This is a genomic window from Streptomyces sp. NBC_01261 (assembly GCF_036226385.1).
Taxonomy (GTDB): Bacteria; Actinomycetota; Actinomycetes; order Streptomycetales; family Streptomycetaceae; genus Streptomyces.
The window spans coordinates 11,157,574-11,176,569 of sequence record NZ_CP108463.1; the positions used below are offsets into that span (position 1 = coordinate 11,157,574).

Sequence of the window (18,996 nt, forward strand, 5' to 3'; positions counted from 1 at the left end):
GGCATGTCCGAAACCATCCGTGCGGAAGTAAGGAAGAGGGACACGATGAGCGTCTCGGCCGCGAATCCCCCGTCGGACCCGTGGGTCCGCGGCCCGGTGACGGCGCGTCAGCCAAGCGCGGCGTCAGGCCCGTTCGAGAGGCCCGCGCCGAACCCGCCCGCTTCTACGGCACCGGCTTCCGCGCCCGTCCCTGTGGACCGGCCCGACCCACCCACCTCGGTCGAGCGGAGTCCATCGACCCCGGATCCGTCCGCGACGACGACATTCCGGCTTCCACCCATCACCGCCCAGCCCTCGGCTGCTGGCGTCGAGATACCGCTCGCAGGTGACCAACTGCCCTCGATTGGCGCTCAGTACCCGCTCGCCGGCAGCCCTGCGGCAGCTGCCGAGCCGACACGGTCCGCCGTCGATCAGTTCCGGGCCGCTGCCGTCGAGGTTCCCGCTGTGGTCGGTCAACTCCCTTCTGCTGGGGCTGAGTTGCCGCTCGCCGGCAGCCCTGTGGCGGCTGCCGGGCCGACACGGTTCGCCGTCGATCAGTTCCCGGGCGCTGCCGTCGAGGTTCCCGCTGTGGTCGGTCAACTCCCTTCCGCTGGTGCTGAGTTGCCGCTCGCCGGCAGCCCTGCGGCGGCTGCCGGGCCGACACGGTTCGCCGTCGATCAGTTCCCGGACGCTGCCGTCGAGGTTCCCGCCGTGGTCGGCCAACTCCCTTCCGCTCACGCTCAGTTGCTGCTCTCCGGAGGTTCTGCGGCAGCCGCTGAGCCGACCCCGCTCGCTGTCGACGAGCTCCCGGCTGCTGTCGGTCAACTCCCGCTCGCCGTAAGCCAGTCCGTGGCAGGTGGGGAGCGGAACCCGGCGGTCGGTGTCCGGGCACGGCCCGTCCTGATCCGGAAGGGGGCGGCCGCCGCTCTTCAGGACGTCCCTCCGCCCACACCAGCCCCCGGCATCAGCTGGGTCGGCGCGCACGGCGGTGCCGGGGCGACCACGTTCGCGGGGGCGCTCGGCGGGGTGGACATCGGGCACGCCTGGCCGGACGTCCCGCAGGGCGAACCCGGTGACATCCTTTTGCTCGCCCGGACCCATCTGGCCGGTCTCCAGGCCGCCTCCAAGGCGCTGGACTCACTGCGTACCGGTCGGCACCCCGCCGGGCTGCGGCTGGTTGCGCTGGTCCTGGTGGCCGACGCGCCCGCTCGTCTTCCGCCCGAACTGTGGCGCCGGGTGCGGGTGTTGCGCGCCGCCGTACGCACCTTCAGCGTGCCGTGGATCGCCCAGTGGCGGGTGGGCAAGCCCGCGCCCAAGGCGCCACGGTCCGTCGTCGAACTCGCGGCACTCGTACCGGCACGCACCGAGTCCCCGGCCGGCCCCTGAAGGCCGTCCCGTACTTCCCGGCGCGTGCACGACGGCACCCGCGGCATCTCCACGCGTCGTCGGACCGCCCGAATGCGCCCGGTGCGGCGACGCCCGCAACCTTGCGACGCGACGCGACGCACTCGCACCCGCATCCGACGCCGAGCCGCCGATCCACCGGGAGGCGCGGGGCGGCCCTCAGCCCCACCAGGCCCTGAGTGCGGACCAGGCTTCCCGCCCTACCGACCCATTTCTCGACCCGTACCCAAGGACGGACCATGATCCGCGACACCGCCGCCCACGAGGTCCTCGCCGCCACCTTCGACCCGGGGGCCGACGCCGACTTCCTCCTCGGCGTTCTTGCCTGGTGCGCCTCCGCGGCCGGTGTCGCGGGCGTCCTCTTCACCGGCATCCTCATGGCCGTTCAGCTGCACCGCGGCGAACACGGCGAGGGCGCCTCGTACTTGCGCGGCCTGTTCTTCGTGCTCGCCGGGTGCGTGCTCGCCTCGACCGCCGGCCCGATCGTGCAGTTCCTCGGTCCCCTGGGGCTGTGAACACGGCCGCTCCGGCCCTCGGTCCTCTTCGACTCAAGACCTCAACTCCGTTCCGACACACAGTCCTTCAGCGCTCACCAGGAGATTCGTCATGTCCACCTTCCTCGCCGCCGCCGTCCCCGACCCCCAGCGCCAGGCCCCCGCCGCCCTCACCGAAAAGATCGACCTCGTGCTCGGCATCGCCGCCTGGGCGGGCACCGCCGCCGGTGTGGCCGGGGTGCTGGTGACCGGCGCCATGATGGCCATCTCCGTGAAGCGGGGCGAGAGTTCGGAGCACATGAGCCGCCTCGGCATGGTGCTGGGCGGCTGTGTCCTGGTCGCCACCGCGGGCCCCCTCGTCCAGTTCGTCTTCAACTGAACCGGCGGAGAACCAGCCCATGTCCACCTCGGCCGACCCCGACCGGCACTCGCCGGAGCCCGGGGGACCCCTTCCCGCACCCTCCCCGCCCCAGGGCGACGACCCCTTCGCGGTTCCCTTCTGGCGCCAACGGGGGTGGCGGTTCGCCGCGGGATTCCTCGCGGCCGCCCTCGTCCTGTCGCTGTTGTCCCTAGCCACCCGGGACGACACCCCTCCGCTCCTCGAAACCGCCTCCGCACCAGGGCCGTTGACCCGGGCCGCCTCGGACACCACCGGCCGGCCCGCGGGCTGCGCCACCGACGACGGCGACCGAGCGACTCCCGAAGCACCGCCCCCCGACGTCCGCTGGCGCACGATCGGCGGCACCCGCGTGCCCGTGTCGAAGGTCGCCGGGCCCACCCAGACGACCGGGCCGGTGCTGTGGTGCTTCGCCCGCACTCCGATGGGCGCGGTGCTGGCGGCCCACGTCATCCCCGCCCAGATGACCTCGACCGGCTGGCGCGCGGTGGCCCGGGACCAGGTGGTGGCCGGGTTCGGACGCGACCTGTTCGTCTCGCAGCGCGATTCGCTCTCCGACGCCCGCCTCAAGACCCACAAGAACGGCACCTACGCCGGATTCCTGCTCGCGGACTACAGCCCTGACGCGGCGACGGTCGACGAGCTGATCAGGAGCCCGGAGGGGCCCTACTACAGCACGTCGGTCCGGCTGGAGTGGAGCGGCGGCGACTGGAAGATCAAGCCCGCCAACGACGGGGGACTGCACACCGAACTGTCCTCCGAGAGCGGCACCGACGGCTTCGTGCTCTGGAAGGTGTGACATGGCCTGCGAAACAGGAAGCGGCCCCGGCGACGTCATCAAGGGCTTCTTCGACTTCCTCGGGGACCCCATCGGCACGATCCTGGAGGTCATCGCCAACAAGGTGCTCGCCGGTGCCATCGCGGTCTTCGGCGACCTCACGACCGGCATCCCCACCCTGGTCACCGACGGCACCGCGAACAAGGTCAACCAGCAGACCCAGTGGATCGTCGTCTACACGGCCGTAGGGTCGCTGATCTTCGCGGCCGGACGGATGGCGCTCGAACGGCGCGGCGAGGCGGGCGGGACAGCGCTCAAGGGCCTGATGCGGGTGGTGCTCGTGTCCGGCGGCGCGACCGCTGTCGTCACCGCGCTCGCGAGCCTCTCCGACCGGTACGCCGACCATCTGTTCGCCACCGGCGCGCAGCAGCAGCTCACCACCATCGGGTGCGGCGGCGCCGACGGCATTCCCGCCGTGCTGCTGCTGGTCCTCGCGTTCCTGCTGCTGATCGCCGCGATCGTGCAGACCGTGCTGCTCTACATCAGGCTCGGCGTCATGATCATCCTGCTGGGCACGCTGCCGGTGGCCGCTTCCGCGTCCATGACCAATTGGGGCAGCGGCTGGTGGCGCAAGCACATCGGCTGGATGATCGCCTGGCTGCTGTACAAGCCCGCTGCCGGCCTCGTCATCTTCGCCGGTGCGGCGATGCTCTCCAACGACGGCGACAGCGGCATCCACGAGAAGATCGCCGGCATCGGGGTGCTGCTGCTCTCGGCGCTCGCCCTGCCCGCGCTGTTGAAGCTCATCGTCCCGGCCACGGCCGGTCTCGGCAGTGGCGCCCAGGGCAGTACGGGTGCCGTGGTGGGCTCGCTCGCGTCGGGCGCCAAGTCCATCGGCGGCGGGCCGAGTTCCGCCGGCGGAGCCGGTGGGATGCCCGGCGCCGCGGGACCTTCCGGTGCGAGCGGATCAGCCGGTGGTTCCGGGGCCGGGGGTGCCGCAGGGGCGCGGGCCGCCGCCGCGGCCGGACCGGTGGGCGCCGCCGCGGCCGCCGCGATGACCGCCGGCCAGATGGTCGGCCGCATGGCCGCGGGAGCGATCGACGGGGCCGACGGCGACCGCGGACACAACCAGTGAGGGCGCCACGGCCCCGCACCGACAGGTCCTCCGGCTGCTCGAAGCGGCGCGGACCGGCCGCGGGTCCGGCGCCACCGCCCCGGGCACCCGGTCGGCGCCGCGCACGCCGCCGCCGTAGCGAAGGACTCCCGCGGCGCACGGTACGGCCGGACGGCCCCCACGCGGCGCCGAAGGACCGCCCTCGTCCACTGACAACCCGGCAATTCTTCATCAACTCCCCATCACAGGAACCCTCATGTCGACGGAAACGGTCGTTCCCACCTACGGGAACTGGCGCCGCCCCCGCCGCCCCGGACTCGGCCCGCTCGGGCTGCTCGGCACCTTCGGGGTGTTCGGCGGGCTGGTGCTCACCCTGCTCGTCTCCCTGGTCTCCCTCGTGGCGGCCCTGTTCCTCCTGCTGCCGCTCGCCGCGGTCCTCGTGCCACTCATGGTGCGCACTCAGGACGGCCGCAATCTCTACCAGTTGCTCGGCCTGCGGGTCGGCTGGCTGCGCCGCCGCGCCAAGGGCGCCCACCTCTACGCCGGCGGACCGCTGTCGACCCGCCCCGGCGGCCGCTTCGGCCCGCCCGGCCTGCTCAGCCGCCTCACCATGAGCGAGGGCCGCGACGCCTACGACCGCCCCTTCGGCGTCCTGCACCACCCCGGCCGCAACACGTACACCATCGTGCTGGGGTGTGAGCCCGACGGCGGCTCGCTGGTCGACCCCGACCAGACCGACGTCTGGGTCGCCGCCTGGGGGCACTGGCTTGCGCGGCTGTCGCAGGAGCCCCAACTGCGCGGCGCCTGCGTGGTGGTGGAGACCGCGCCCGACTCCGGCACGCGGCTGGCCAACGAGGTGCTGCCCAGGATCAAGGCCGACGCGCCCGCCGCCGCCCAGGCCGTGATGCGCGAGGTCGTCGAACGCTACCCCTCAGCTTCCTCCGAGATGAACACCTACATCGCCCTCACCTACGGCGTCGCCCCCGGCCAGAAGCGCCAACAGACCGAGATCGTCACCGAGTTGGCGATGCGCATCCCCGGGCTGCTCAGCGGCCTGGTCGGCGCCGGCGGTGGCTCCGCCGCACCGCTGTCGGCCGAGCGCATCGCCGAGATGGTCCGGGTCGCCTACGATCCGGACGTCGCCGGAGACGTCCTCGACGCCCGCGCCCGCTTCGGTGAGACCGGCCTCGTCTGGGAGGACGCCGGCCCGGCCGCGGCCGTCGAGACCGTGGGCTCCTACGAGCACGACTCCGGGATCTCCCGCACCTGGCTGCTGACGCTCGCGCCGCGCGGCACGGTGCGCTCCAGCGTGCTGCGCGGCCTGCTGGAGGCCGCCCCGAACACCCGCCGCAAACGGGTCGCTCTGCTGTACCGGCCCATCGATCCGGCGACCTCGGCCCGGATCGTCGAGGCCGACCGCCGCGCAGCCCAGTTCATGGCCACCTCGGGCAAGGGCATGGTCCAGGCCCGGGCGGCCTCCGAGATGCGTGCCGCCGAGCAGACCGCCGCCGAGGAGGCGGCGGGCGCCGGGCTCGTGGAGTTCTCCCTCATGGTCACCGTGACCGTCGACACCCGGGAGCAACTCGCCGACGCGGCCGTCACGGTACGCAACCTCCAGGCCGCCGCCCGTCTTTCCCTGCGCCCCGCCGACCGGATGCAGGCCGCGGCGTTCACCTGCACCCTCCCTCTCGGCGTCCTGCCGTGGGAGCACACCCTCGTCCCGCAGGCACTCCAGGAGGCACTGTGAGCAGCACCGGTTCCCGGTCCGGGGCCCTCAAGACGTCGTCGCCCGGCGCACGTGGCTGGCCGGGTCCCGGCGGCGGCGAGATCGGACACCTCGACCCGCCGACCATGTGGCGCGCCACGACCGTGCAGGCCTGCGGGCTCTGGCCGTTCGCCGCCGGCTCGGGCTCACCCATGACGGGTGTGCCGCTGGGCCAGCACATGGGCACGGGTGCCACCGTGTGCGGGGACCCCATCTCCTGGTTCACCAGGGCCCGTTACATCTCCAACCCGTCGCTGTTCATGCTGGGGATGCCGGGTCTGGGCAAGTCGACACTCGTCAACCGCATGCTGATCGGGCTCGCCGCCACGGGAGTCGTGCCCCTCGTCCTCGGCGACCTCAAACCGGACTACGCCGACACCGTGCGCGCACTGGGCGGGCAGGTGATCTCCATCGGGCGCGGAGTCGGCGGCATCAACATCCTCGACCCCGGAGCGATGGGCGCCGCCGCCGAGCGCCTGGGCGGATCGGCCGGCCAGAGCCTGGCCGCCGAGGCGCACGGCCGTGTCCTCAACATGGTGGCCGCGCTCATCTCCGTCGTCCGCAGCCGTCCCATGGACGACCACGAACAGGCCGTGGTCGCCGCCGCCCTGCACCACCTGAGGGAAAGGACACCGGCGGGTCGGGCACCCCTGCTGCCCGACCTGCTCGCCGTCCTCCAGGAGGGACCCGACCGCGTCCGCGCCGTCACACTCGACCGCGGCGACGACACCCGGTACCGGGACGCGGTCGACCCGTTGCACCGCTCCCTCCTCGGCATCCTCGACGGCCCGCTCGGCGGCACCTTCGCCTCGCCGACCTCCACCCGAATCGACCCGGCCGCGCCCGCCGTGTGCATCGACATCTCCCGCATCGGCGAGTCGGACACCCAGCTCACCGCCGCCGCCATGCTCGCCGCCTGGTCCGACGGGCTCGGAACGGTCGCCGCGGCGCACGCCCTCGCGGATGCCGGACTCGCGCCCCGCCGTTGGTACTTCACCGTGCTCGACGAACTCTGGCGCCCGCTGCGCGCCGCCTCCGGCATCGTGGACCGCATCGACGCCCTGACCCGCCTCAACCGTTCCCTGGGCCTGGGCGACGCGAAGATCACCCACACCCTGAAGGACGCCGAGGCCCTCGGCAGCGAGTCCGACCGGGCGAAGGCGCGCGGCTTCGTGGAGCGTGCGGGCATGGTCGTCTGCGCCGGTCTGCCTCGCACGGAGATGGAGGAACTCGGCCGTGTCGTAGGGCTGTCGGAGCGGGAGATCGACCTCGTCTCCTCCTGGTCCTCGCCGCCCGGTTGGGCGGTCACCGGCGGGCATGAGGAACCCCCGGGACGCGGCCGGTTCCTCATCAAGGTCGGTGGCCGTCCCGGTATCCCCATCAAGGTCGCCATCACGCAGACCGAACGCGACCTGCACAACACCAACAGCCGCTGGGCCGCCGGAGAGACGGCCCGCCCCGCCGGCCCGGACCACGGGCGGACGGCATGACCACCCGCCCGCGCCTGACGGGCAATGAACTCGCCCCCTGGGCGCTGGTCACCGTCGCCGCCACCGCCCTGCTGCTCGCCGGCACCGTCTGGCTCGGTGGCACCGCCGCCGCGGCCCTGACCGGTGCCGGCTGGCACCCACCGCCGTTCGCCGTGTCCACCTTCGCCCAACTCGCCGCCCACGGACCGGAGAAGACCTGGCCCGGCGCCTCCCCGCTCGCCGTGTACGGCGGCATCGCGGGCGCCTTCGCCACGGTCGTCGTCCTCACCGTGGCACTGCTGACCCGGATCCGGAGCGGCCGTAGTCCCGCCTCCGGACTGGCCGGCGTGCGGGAACTCGCCTCGCTGGCCCCCGCGGGCATCGCCGCCCGCGCCCGTGACCTGCGTCCCTCCCTCAAGGGGATCGCCCAGCTGCACGGCGACGACACCGGTAACCTGCTGGGCGACCTCGCGCCCGACGGCCCCGAACTGCGCTCCTCCTTCGAGGACGTCGAACTCGACCTCATGGCCCCACGCGCCGGGAAGTCCACCGGCATCGCCATTCCCCGCGTCCTGCGGGCACGTGGCGCCGTCCTGCTGACCTCCAACAAGTCCGACGTCTACGCCGTCACCCGCGCCGCCCGTGCCGAGGCCGGCCGGGTGTGGACCTTCGACCCGCAGGGCATCGCCCACGCTCCCCGCGCGATGTGGTGGGACATGCTCGCCGACTGCGCCACCATCGAAGGCGCCCGCCGCCTCGCCGGACACTTCGTCGCCTCGGTCAACGACGACTCCTCCAAGAAGGACTTCTGGATCTCCGCCGCCCAGAACACGCTCACCGCGCTGTTCCACGCGGCCGCGGGCGGGAAACGGGAGGTCACCGACCTGCTCGCCTGGCTCGCCGACCCCGCCGACCGCACCCCCATCGACCTGCTGCGCGACATGGGCATGCACGCCTTCGCCGAACAGCTCCAGGGCACGGTCCGCGGCGCGGTCGAGACCCGGGACGGCATCTACGAGACCGCCCGCCAGTGCGTGTCCTGTCTCCTGGACCCGGAGATCGTCGCCTGGGTCACTCCGCAGCCCGACCTCCCCGAGTTCCGGCCGCACGAGCACGTCCTCACCCGCGACACCCTCTACCTCCTGTCCAAGGACGGGGGAGGCTCGGCGGCCGGTGTCGTCGCCGGGATCGCCGACGGCACCATGCGTGCCGGGGTGATGGCCGCAGAACGCATGGGCGGCCGCCTCGATCCGCCCATGACCGCCGTCCTCGACGAAGCCGCCAACGTCTGCCGTATCTCCGATCTCCCCGACCTCTACAGCCACTTGGGCTCCCGGGGCATCAACGTCGTGACCCTGCTGCAGAGTTACCGCCAGGGCAGCCGCGTCTGGGGCGAGGCGGGCATGGATGCCCTGTGGAGTGCCGCGACCATCAAACTCCTCGGCGCGGGCCTGGACGACGCCGACTTCGTCGACAAGGTCTCCCGGCTGGTGGGCCAGCACGAAGTGGCCACCGTGAGCATCTCCCGCAGCAAGGACGGCACGTCACGCTCCACGTCCTACCGCCTCGACCCGATCCTGCCGCCCGACCGCATCCGTGCCTTGCCCAAGGGCACCGCGCTCCTGCTGGCCACCGGCGTCAAACCGGCGATGATCCGGCTGCGCCCCTGGTTCAAGGAACCCGGCGCCGACGCTATCTCCGCCGCCGCCAAAGCCGAGGCGGATGCCATCACCCGACGCGCCGCGCTGAAGTGGACTGGGCACGGGATCGAACACTGAGGTGCGGCGAGGAGCGCTTCTGTCCGACGGGGCGTCGCTCGTCGGACAGGCCGGTACAGGCCCTGCGCCGTGGGCGGCGCCCTCGCGCCATTGAGCCAGGGCAGGGGCTTAAACTCCGGGTGATTCGAACGGCGCGGCCCGGAGGCGGCCCCGTCCGTCGGATGCGGGTCGCCCGAGGGGGAGTTGGTTGGACGCGGGACTACGGTTCGCGGTGCTGGGACCCGTCAGGGCGTGGCGCGGCTCGGACGAGATCGACCTCGGGCCGCCCCAGCAGCGGGCGGTGCTGGCCGTGCTGCTGCTGGCCGAGGGATCACAGGTCCTGTCGAGCGGGCTGGTCGCCGCGGTGTGGGGGACCAGGACACCGAGGTCCGCGCCCGGCGTTCTGCGGACGTATGTCCACCGGTTGCGCAAAGCGCTGGAGCCAACAGGGGAAACCGCGAAGTCCGTGCTTCGTTCCACCGGGGACGGCTACCAACTCCGCATCTCGCCAAAGGAGTTGGACCTCGCCGCTTTCCGGGAGCTGATCGCTCAGGGGGACCGGGCACGGCGTGCGGGAGACGCCCGGGGCGCCGCGGAGTGTCTGCGCGAGGGGCTGACGCTGTGGCGGGGGCCGGCGCTGGCCGGTGTCCCGGGTGAGTACGCGCGGAACCAGCGACAGCGGCTCGAAGAGCTGCGCCTGTCCGCGGAAGAGGCCCGCATCACGGCCGAACTCGACCTCGGCGCAGCCGTCGAGGTGACCGCCGAGCTGACCGCACTGGTTGCCGAGCACCCGTTGGACGAGCGGTTCCGGGAACTGTTCATGCTCGCCCTCTACCGGTCCGGACGCCAGGCTGCGGCCCTCGCCACCTACCACGAGGCGCGGACGTACCTCGCGGGCGAGCTGGGGGTCGATCCCGGCCCGGAGCTGCGGTCGATGTACCAGCGCGTGCTGCGCGCCGACGACGACCTCCTCGCCCCGCCGAGCCCGGCCGAGGCCGAATCGACACCCGACCGGGCCTCGGCAGCCGCGGCCGTCCCGGTCTCCGCCGTCCCGGCCCAACTGCCCCCATCGTTGCCGGTCTTCGTCGGCCGGGAGGCCGAACTGGCCGAGGTGCTAGGGCTGCCGCGGGGACGTACCGTGGTGATCAGTGCCATCGCGGGCACGGCGGGTGTCGGCAAGACCGCATTCGCGGTGAACTGGGCGCGGAAAGTCGCCGATTCCTTCCCCGACGGACAGCTGTATCTGAACCTGCGCGGGTTCGACCCGGCCGGCCCGCCGATCACACCGGACCATGCCCTGCGCACACTGCTGGAGTCGATGGGCGCCGACGGACGCGGACTGCCGCGGGACACCGATGCGCTCGCAGCCCTGTATCGCACCCTGCTCAACGGCAAGCGCGTGCTCGTGCTGCTGGACAACGCCCGCGACGCCGCACAGGTACGGCCACTGCTCCCCGGGGCACCCGGCTGCCTCGTGATCGTCACCAGCCGTGACCGGCTCTCCGGGCTGATCGCCGTGGACGGCGCCCACACCCTCCAGCTCGACGTCCTGTCCGTGCCCGAAGCCCGCGCCCTGCTAGCCCGGCGCCTGGGGCCCGAGCGTATCGATGCCGAACCGGCCGCGGTCGAGGAGATCATCGCCCGCTGCGCCCGCCTGCCGCTCGCCCTCGCCGTCACCGCCGCCCGCGCCGCGACCCGGCCCACCTTCCCCCTCTCAGCCATCGCCACCGAACTCCGCGACAGCCTCGACGCGTTCCACGACGGGGACACGGCAGCCGACGTACGTGCCGTCTTCTCCGTCTCCTACCACTCCCTCACCCCCGACGCCGCCCGTCTCTTCCGACTGCTCGGCCTGCACCCCGGCCCCGACCTCACCCTGTCCGCGGCGGCCGGACTCGCCGCACTCACCCTCCCGAACACCCGTCGGCTGCTTGCCGAACTCGTCGGGGCCAACCTCCTGGAGGAACCCCTTCCGGGCCGTTACGCCTCCCACGACCTGCTGCGTGCCTACGCCGCCGAACTGGCGGAAGAGGTCGTGCCGCCGCCGGAAGCACGGGCGGCACGGCACCGGATGTTCGACCACTACCTGCACACCGCCCGCGAGGCGCTCGCACTGACCGTCCAGGCTCAGGCACTGATCTCCCTGTCTCCGCCGGCCTGGGGCGTGTGCACCGAGGAATTCTCCGGAGACATCGCGCAGGCGACGGCCTGGTTCGCCTCGGAACAGGCGGTACTCCTCGCAGCCGTCGAGCAGGCTGCCGCCCACGGCTACGACGTCCACGCCTGGCAACTCGCCTGGGCCATGGCCGGCCATCTGCACCGGTCCGGCCTGTGGCGGGAGCAGGAGGCCGTGCACCACACCGCCATGCGGGCGGTGCGCCGGCTCGGGGACCGGGCCGCGCAGGCGCATGTCCACCGCGGCCTCGCCTGGGCCCTGGGCAATCTGGAACGTCACGAGGAAGCACGCGTCCATGCCGAGCATGCCGTCGAACTCTTCCTGGAATCAGGCGACATGGAAGCCTGCGCCGACGGCTACTGCACGCTGTCCTGGGTGGCGGAGCAGCAGGGTGATCTCGTGACCTCACTGGACATCGCGCAGCGTCGGTTGGCGCTGATCCGGACCTTTGACGGTCCGGAGACCCACGGTCAACGCCACCGGAGGTCGTTGGCGTCCGCGCTCAACGCGGTCGGCTGGTTCAACACCCTGCTGGGGCAGCCCGAGCAGGCCCTCACCCACTGCGGACAAGCGCTCGCCCTGCAACAGGGGCTCGGAGACGACGTCAACGAGGCACACACCTACGACAGCATCGGTCTTGCCCACTGTCGCCTCGGCCGGTACGAACAGGCCGTCGCCGCCTACCGCGAGGCAGTCGATGGCTACCGGCGTGGCCATGTCCCTTCGTTCGTGGCCCGCGCCCTCGTGAGTCTCGGGGACACGCACCTGGAGGCAGGACAGCCGGAAGCGGCGCGCGCCGCCTGGGCCGAGGGCCTGGCCATCATGGACCAACTCGGCCACGCCGAAGCCGAGCCCCTCCGGGACCGGTTGAACCGAGTGGCCGCCTCGCACAGCCGTGAGGGTGATGGCAGACCGTCACCAGCCGGTCCCGCGGCCCGGCACCCGGCGTCGACGGCGACGTAGACCGGCACGTCGGTGTGCCCGTGTGTCCGGCCCTCATCTGCGGGACCGTGCCAACGACCGGGCGGATCGCCATAGTCACCACTCCGGGCGACGGGTACAAGCGGAGGCCGCCGCGCCGTCGATCCGGGTTGCCGAAGCGGGCGTGGGTGCGACGAACCACCGGACCCAGCCGGGTCCTGGTCCCACGCCACCGCCCCGCCTGCGCCCCTCCAGCAACGGCGATGCGCCCACTCCGAGGGCCACTTGGCCACGGCGCCCGGCAGCCCGCGTGAACTCCTCGTGCCGGTCCGGGTCCTCGCCCTGCCAGGACCCCGCACCACGCCCTGCGCCCGTCGAACCGGCTTCACCGACACCAGCATCGTGCGGCGGCCTGTCACCGCCCCTGGAACAACGTCACATCAGCGGCCGTCGAATGACAGGAACTTCACGTGTCACGAACCGCAGCCGTGCTGACGGCCGGAGGGAATGTCACGGTCGTGTATCGGAGAGTCGTTCTTAGAACTGTCGGGTGGGGACGGCCCGTGTCTGGGGTGTCGGCGTTCCGGAATGGCCGGGACGACAATCCGGCGGAACTTCTCATGGGGGTTAGCGTGTCTCGCACTCGTAGTTCAGTCTTTACGGCGGTCGCTCTTTCGGGGGCCCTCCTGCTTACCGCGTGCGGTGGCGGAGGCGATAAGTCGTCCGCGGCATCGGATACCGCTGCCGCAGCCTCCAGTCAGCTGACATTCAAGGACGGCACCGCGAAGCAGAACAATGCCGACCTGAGCGCCGGCGATCTGGCTTCCAACGCGACACCTGTGAATCAGTCCAAGGCGGCCAGTCCCGTCGTCCGGAAGTGGGTGCAGCTGTCGTCCAGCGAGGTGGGCGATCTGAATCCGGTGGTCGCGAACGGTGCCGGGTTCGTCCTTTACCGTTTCGACAAGGACAAGCCGAACCCTTCGACGTCGAACTGCGCCGGCGACTGTGAGAAGACGTGGCCTCCGCTCGTGGTGGCGGCGAATGGCAAGGTCTTCATCGACGGCATCAAGAAGTCCGCCGTCGGATTCATCAAGCGGGGCAATGGATTCCAGGTGACACTGGGCGGCTGGCCGATCTACCTGTTCAGCAAGGACGAGGCACCGGGTGACACCAACGGCCAGGGCGTGGGCGGAACCTGGTTCGGTGTCACGCCCGACGGTGGCAAGGCCGGTCAGGACTCTGGCGGGTCCGAGCCCGAAGTCGATCCTGCCGGCAGCGGCCAGGCCAGCGACGACAGCGGCCAGCAGAGCGGTGACCAGACGAAGAAGGAGCTCGACCCGCGTACCGAGGAGGGCCGTTACAAGATCTTCGAGGACGCCAACGACTCGGAGGGCGCGACGGGTGTGGTGGCGGGCAAGGGATGCGTGAACACCCCGAGCTTCGGCACGTCCATCGGCCAGGACGACGCCGCCGACAACGGTCAGCCGATCAAGATCTGGTCGGGATCGAACTGCACCGGTAAGTCGGCCGTACTGACCAATGGCAGTGGGAAGTTCGCGGACTTCGGAATCGACAAGGTCAACTCGATCTTCATCGGACAGTTCGCCAAGTAATGCGGAACACGAGCCGCCGCCCTGACGCAGAAGTCCACCGCGCGACTTCGAGGCCTCTCCTGGCGGTCTGCTCGAACTGTGAGCCTCGTGTTCTCACGGTCCGCGATTCCTGCCCGGATACGGCTGCACCGGCACCGTTCCAGCCGTGGCTCAGGTGCCGGCGGCGCGCGATCCGGGCAGGATCCTGCCGCACGCCGCCCTCGCGGTGGCACTCGCCGGGACTGCCCAGCCGACCGTTGGCATGAATGCGTCCTCGTCCTCGCGCAATCCAAGGAACACCAGCCGCTGACAAGGCTCGTCGACCACGGCCCGGGCAGCTCCGGCGGCCCGGGCGTGGGCCCGCGGCAGCCACGTGGGCTCCTACATCGCCGCAAGCCGCATCGAGGTCGCCGGGCCGCCCCCACGCACCTGCCGAGGTGCCTCCGGCGAGGGCGCCACACGCAGGCCGCACCGGCTCCGGACCTGAAGATCCCGTGCTCGGTGCGGCTGCTGTCCGGCCGTCGAGTCGGACGTCGAGGCGCGGGAGGGGCCCGGGTCGCCGAACACGTCAGCGAGCACCCGGCCGACCGGCCGAGGGACTGTGGCTGATCGTCCGCGAGCAACGGACGTACTCCGGGGCCCGGTTGCGCCGCATCGACGCCGACGGCACGCGGTGTCCTGCTTCGCCACCGACGTGGCTGGCGCGTCGATCTCCGCCCACGAACCGCGCCACTGTTCATGCGAGATGGCCTCCCGCCCCCTTGCCGACCAGGGTCTCGCCAGGTCGGCCGAGGAAATAGGCAAATTCCGTGAACTGAACTCGCACGGCCGCCGTCTGCCTCAGCGAAGGCAATCGCACGAAAGTGCCTTCCTGGGAACCTCGTTCGGTACGCAGGGAAATCTGTTGAACTCCGTCGGCGTGCCAGTCGTAGTACACAGCACAGACGAAGCGGTAAATCGGCGGCGATTCGACACGGATAGGGTCGATCGAAATTCATCGGTACAGGGCCGCGTAACTCGCCGAAAACGCTTTGTATGACGTCAAGGTTTCGTGCAATCCACGCATCTATTCAAGGAGTATTTCATGTCGCGTGCACGCATTACGGTTTGTGCCACTCTCTCCACGCTCGTCCTTCTGGGTCTGAGCGCTTGCGGGGCTTCGGACGCCGACGACAGCGCCAAGCAGGCCGGAAAGGGCAGCAACGTCAAGCAGGTCGACAAGGGAAAGATCGTAACCCAGAGCGGCGGCGATTCGGGAGCGGAAACGGTACTGGTCTGCACCGACGCCAATCTGCAGGGCCTCTGCTCGAACCTGCCGGCCACGACTGAGAACCTGGTGACGAGCCTTTTCTCGGCCAACGACATCAGCAGCGGAGTGACGACCTCCTCCACCTTCAATGACAACATCTCCTACATCAGCAATACCGCCGATCACACGATCTGCTTCTACGAGGACACGGGTTTTTCCGGGAAGAGCCTGAGGGTTGCCCCCGGCGAGATCGTGAACGACGTGAATCCTGCCGGGAAGGGGAACGGGCTCAACGACAGGATCTCTTCTTTTCGGCCGTGCTAGATCGTCCGATCTCGTCCCCGAACCATCGGCATGACGTCGAAGCGATCGTTTGGTTTCGGCTTGTGTGAGGGTCCGCCGACCACGTCGGCGGACCCTCACGCGTCGTGTGGCCGAGGACGGGCAGCGCCCTCCGAACGGGGGTGGTGCGACGTCGGCGATGCGGGTACGGGGCTGTAGCGAACTCGGACAGGCCGGGCCTCCGCGGCTGCTGAACGGTCAATCGTCCAGCCACCCGACGCCATCGGAACCGGGATACACCACCTCCATCAGTCTCGGAGTGGTTCACCACGTCCCGCTGACCTTCGCCTGACAGTCGTATGACATTGGCTTGAGACGGTCAGGTCATGCTCACGAACGCAGACGAAGAACGACACCCGGGCCGTGGACCGTTCGTCAGGACGGGTTCCTCGTTCGGTGGCCGCTTGCGGCGCTTTACGGCATTGAGGCACCCGGACCCGCGAGTGGTCCTCGGGAGTCTTCATGGCTGAGCACGCCACGTCCCGTAAGCCGCGTGGTGGTCGTCGCGTCGGCCTGGCGACAGCGCTGGTGGCGACGGCGGGCGTCGGCATGATCGGTGTCGCCGCCGTGGCGCAGCGCTCCTCCGACGAGACCGGTCCCCAGGCCCACGCCGCGCCTTCCGTGCAGTCCGCCAAGGTGGTCCGCCGGGATCTGAGCAACAGCCTCACCGAGCCGGGCAACCTGGGGTTCGGGCCTGCGAAGCAGCTCAAGGGAAACGGGCCGGGCACGTTGACCAAGCTCCCGTCGAACGGCACGGAGACGGCGCGCGGCAAGGCGTTGTACCGCGTGGACGACAAGCCCGTACCGGTGTTCTACGGAGACACCCCCTTCTTCCGCGACCTGAAGAAGATCGGCCTGGTCGGCAACGACGTGAGCGTGCTGCGAACCAATCTCGCAGCCCTCGGCTACGACGTGGGTGAGGAGCCGGTGGTGCGGCGCTCAGCCGGCCGGAACCTCGAACCGGGAGCGACGTTCACCGTGTCCCTGGCCGCGGCGCTGAAGAAGTGGCAGCAGCAGATGGGGGTCGAGCCGACCGGCACGCTCAAGGTGGGTGCGGTGATCGTGCTTCCCGGGCCGGTGCGGGTGAGCGAGCTGAAGGCACAGGTCGGTGACCCGGTCGCCGAGGACATCCTCAGCTACGTCTCCCCGAAGAAGGTGATCACCGTGCCCGTCGACGCGCAGCAGGTGTCCTCGATCAAACCCGGTGACGCTGTGACGATCACGCTGCCCGGCGCGAAGGCCCCCGGAATGGTGACGTCGATCAGCCACGCGCCTTCGGACGAGTCCGGTCAGTCCGACGCGGGCGACACCTCCAAGATCGATGTGACGGTCCTGCCGAAGCGCGCGGCGGACGTCGCGAGCCTCGACGAGGCGGACCTGCCGGTCGAGTTCGTCTCCGAGATCCACAAGAACGTGCTCACCGTGCCCATCGGAGCGCTGGTCGCGCTCAGCGGCGGTGGATTCGCCGTACAGCCTGTGAGCGGGGAGTTCCTGAGGGTGCGGACCGGCATGTTCGCCATCGGGCTGGTCGAGATCAGCGGCCCCGGCCTCACTGAAGGGCTCGCCGTGGTGGTCGCCTCGTGACCTCGCAACAGTCGGACGAGGGCACCCCTCGGCCGGTTCTGCTCGTCGAACGGGTCAGCCGTGTCTTTCCGGGCGGGATCGCCGCGCTCCAGGATGTTTCCCTGTCGATCGAGGCGGGGGAACTCCTCGCCATCGTCGGACCATCGGGGTCCGGGAAGTCCACCCTGCTCAACCTCATGGGCACGCTGGACCTGCCTACCAGCGGCCGGGTGGAGATCGGCGGCACCGACGTCACCTCGCTGAACGACAGGCAACTCTCCACACTGCGGGGCCGCATGCTCGGTTTCGTCTTCCAGCAGTTCCATCTCACCGACGGGTTGACCGCGTCGGAGAACGTGTCGACCGGGCTGTTGTACGCCGGTGTCCCGCGCCGTGACCGCCGAGCCCTCGCCGAAGAGGCGCTGAACCGGGTGGGATTGGCGCATCGCACAGGTCATCTGCCGGCGCAACTCTCCGGCGGCGAACGGCAACGCGTCGCCATCGCGCGTGCCCTCGTCCACGATCCGGCACTGATCCTCGCCGACGAGCCGACGGGCGCGCTCGACACCGCCACCGGGGAGTCAGTGATGGACCTTCTGGCCGATCTCAACGAGGAGGGAACGACCATCGCCGTCATCACCCACGACCGTGACATCGCGGCCCGGCTCCCACGCCGTGTGGAGATTCGCGACGGACACCTGAACAGCGACACGCGGAGCGGAGCACGCCATGCGTTCGGATAGAGCGGAAACGTCGGTTCGGGGCGTGAGCGGAGAACGGGACGACGTGACGGCCGGACAGATCGTCCGCCTCGGTCCCGCCGACCTGATCAGGGTCGGCATCACGGGGCTTCGTATGCGCAAGGTCCGCGCGGCCCTGTCGGCCCTCGGCATCTCCGTGGGTATCGCCACCATGGTCCTCGTCACCGGCATTCCCGCCTCCAGCCAGCAGGCACTCCTCGACAGGCTGACCGCACTCGGCACCGACCGGCTCAAGGCGCAGCCCCTCGTCCCCGAGGGGCAGGAGCCCATCAAGCTGCCGCCACAGGCTGCCACCATGGTCGCCAGGATCGGACCCGTCACCGCCACCAGCGAGGTCGCCAACACCCACCAGCCCATCCGCCGCATCTCTGGCGGCGACTCCGACGACACCGCCGCGCTGACCGTGCTGGCGACCCGGCCCAACCTCCTCCGCCTGGTCGGAGGCTCCGTTCACACCGGACACTTCATCGACGCGAGAACCGCGGGCCTTCCCACAGTGGTACTCGGATACAAGGCCGCCGGAACCCTCGGCTTCGATCATCTGCCCGTCGGCAAGGACGCACCGCTGCTCCAGCTGGGAGACGGCTGGTTCACGATCAGGGGCATCCTCGACCCGATGCCGCTGGACCCCGATCTGGAACTGTCCGTGTTCGTCGGATGGAGCGCGGCTCAGCACTACCTGGGCTTCGACGGACATCCCACGGTGATCTACGCCAAGGCACCGGACGAGGCGATCGACTCCGTCAAGTCGGTGCTCGCCGCGACGGTCTACCCCCCGCTGCCGAGCTTCGTACGGGTCACCAATCCGTCCGACGTCCTCACGGCCAGACGCGCCACCCAGAACGCGTACTCGACGCTGTTCGTCGCCCTGGCCGGTATCGCGCTCGCGGTCGGCGGGATCGGCGTGGCCAACACCATGTACATCTCGGTCCTCGAACGACGTCGAGAGATCGGCCTGCGCCGCGCGCTCGGCGCCAGCCGCGGGCACATCCGAGGCCAGTTCCTCACCGAGTCGGTCGTGCTGTCGTTGCTCGGCGCCTTCGCGGGTGCCGTCATCGGGACACTGTCCACCGCCGGTTACGCGCTGACCCAGAACTGGCCCGTCGTCATCCCGTTCAACACGATCCTCCTGGGCATTGCCGCCTCCCTCGCGCTCGGTGTGCTGGCCGGCGTCTATCCGTCGGTCAGCGCCTCACGGTTGACCCCGACCGAAGCGCTCGCCACGCCATGAGCCA

14 protein-coding genes are annotated in these 18,996 nt (G+C 70.6%); all 14 read left to right on the top strand.

From position 1 onward, the window contains the following. Window positions 1–600: 600 nt before the first annotated feature. A complete protein-coding gene (locus OG226_RS49535; RefSeq protein WP_329352964.1) occupies window positions 601–1,365 on the top strand; it encodes a DUF6668 family protein in 765 nt (254 codons plus the stop codon). A 257-nt stretch (window positions 1,366–1,622) separates the two neighbouring features. Next, window positions 1,623–1,898 carry a hypothetical protein gene (locus OG226_RS49540; protein WP_328686112.1) on the top strand — a complete coding sequence of 92 codons (276 nt, stop codon included), beginning with the start codon at window positions 1,623–1,625 and terminating at the stop codon, window positions 1,896–1,898. Window positions 1,899–1,989: 91 nt separating this feature from the next. After that, a complete protein-coding gene (locus OG226_RS49545; RefSeq protein WP_328686113.1) occupies window positions 1,990–2,256 on the top strand; it encodes a hypothetical protein in 267 nt (88 codons plus the stop codon). A 19-nt stretch (window positions 2,257–2,275) separates the two neighbouring features. Continuing rightward, on the top strand, window positions 2,276–3,073 hold the full coding sequence (locus OG226_RS49550) for a hypothetical protein (protein ID WP_329352965.1): 798 nt from the start codon (window positions 2,276–2,278) through the stop codon (window positions 3,071–3,073). Between the two features lies 1 nt (window position 3,074). Next, window positions 3,075–4,187, top strand: a complete 1,113-nt coding sequence (locus tag OG226_RS49555; protein WP_328686115.1) for a hypothetical protein — start codon at window positions 3,075–3,077, stop codon at window positions 4,185–4,187. Between the two features lie 235 nt (window positions 4,188–4,422). Continuing rightward, on the top strand, window positions 4,423–5,913 hold the full coding sequence (locus OG226_RS49560) for an SCO6880 family protein (protein ID WP_328686116.1): 1,491 nt from the start codon (window positions 4,423–4,425) through the stop codon (window positions 5,911–5,913). Then, window positions 5,910–7,421 (top strand): ATP/GTP-binding protein, encoded by a 1,512-nt coding sequence (locus tag OG226_RS49565; RefSeq protein WP_328686117.1) that lies wholly within the window; start codon window positions 5,910–5,912, stop codon window positions 7,419–7,421. Before OG226_RS49560 ends, OG226_RS49565 begins: the two co-directional genes overlap by 4 nt. Further along, on the top strand, window positions 7,418–9,178 hold the full coding sequence (locus tag OG226_RS49570) for a TraM recognition domain-containing protein (RefSeq protein WP_328686118.1): 1,761 nt from the start codon (window positions 7,418–7,420) through the stop codon (window positions 9,176–9,178). The genes OG226_RS49565 and OG226_RS49570 overlap by 4 nt, the downstream gene beginning before the upstream one ends. 187 nt (window positions 9,179–9,365) lie before the next feature. Continuing rightward, a complete protein-coding gene (locus OG226_RS49575; RefSeq protein ID WP_329352966.1) occupies window positions 9,366–12,296 on the top strand; it encodes an AfsR/SARP family transcriptional regulator in 2,931 nt (976 codons plus the stop codon). A 590-nt stretch (window positions 12,297–12,886) separates the two neighbouring features. Further along, complete coding sequence (locus OG226_RS49580) at window positions 12,887–13,867, top strand: hypothetical protein (RefSeq protein ID WP_329352967.1); 981 nt, start codon at window positions 12,887–12,889, stop codon at window positions 13,865–13,867. 1,063 nt (window positions 13,868–14,930) lie between these two features. Next, the gene (locus OG226_RS49585) at window positions 14,931–15,419 is read left to right on the top strand and encodes a hypothetical protein (protein ID WP_329352968.1); all 489 of its coding nucleotides are present in this window, start codon (window positions 14,931–14,933) and stop codon (window positions 15,417–15,419) included. A 480-nt stretch (window positions 15,420–15,899) separates the two neighbouring features. Beyond that, window positions 15,900–17,021, top strand: a complete 1,122-nt coding sequence (locus OG226_RS49590) for a peptidoglycan-binding domain-containing protein (RefSeq protein ID WP_329352969.1) — start codon at window positions 15,900–15,902, stop codon at window positions 17,019–17,021. A 38-nt stretch (window positions 17,022–17,059) separates the two neighbouring features. After that, window positions 17,060–17,743, top strand: coding sequence for an ABC transporter ATP-binding protein (locus tag OG226_RS49595; RefSeq protein ID WP_443044973.1), 684 nt, complete (start codon window positions 17,060–17,062; stop codon window positions 17,741–17,743). Between the two features lie 22 nt (window positions 17,744–17,765). After that, the gene (locus tag OG226_RS49600; RefSeq protein WP_329352970.1) at window positions 17,766–18,992 is read left to right on the top strand and encodes an ABC transporter permease; all 1,227 of its coding nucleotides are present in this window, start codon (window positions 17,766–17,768) and stop codon (window positions 18,990–18,992) included. The last annotated feature ends 4 nt before the right edge of the window (window positions 18,993–18,996 follow it).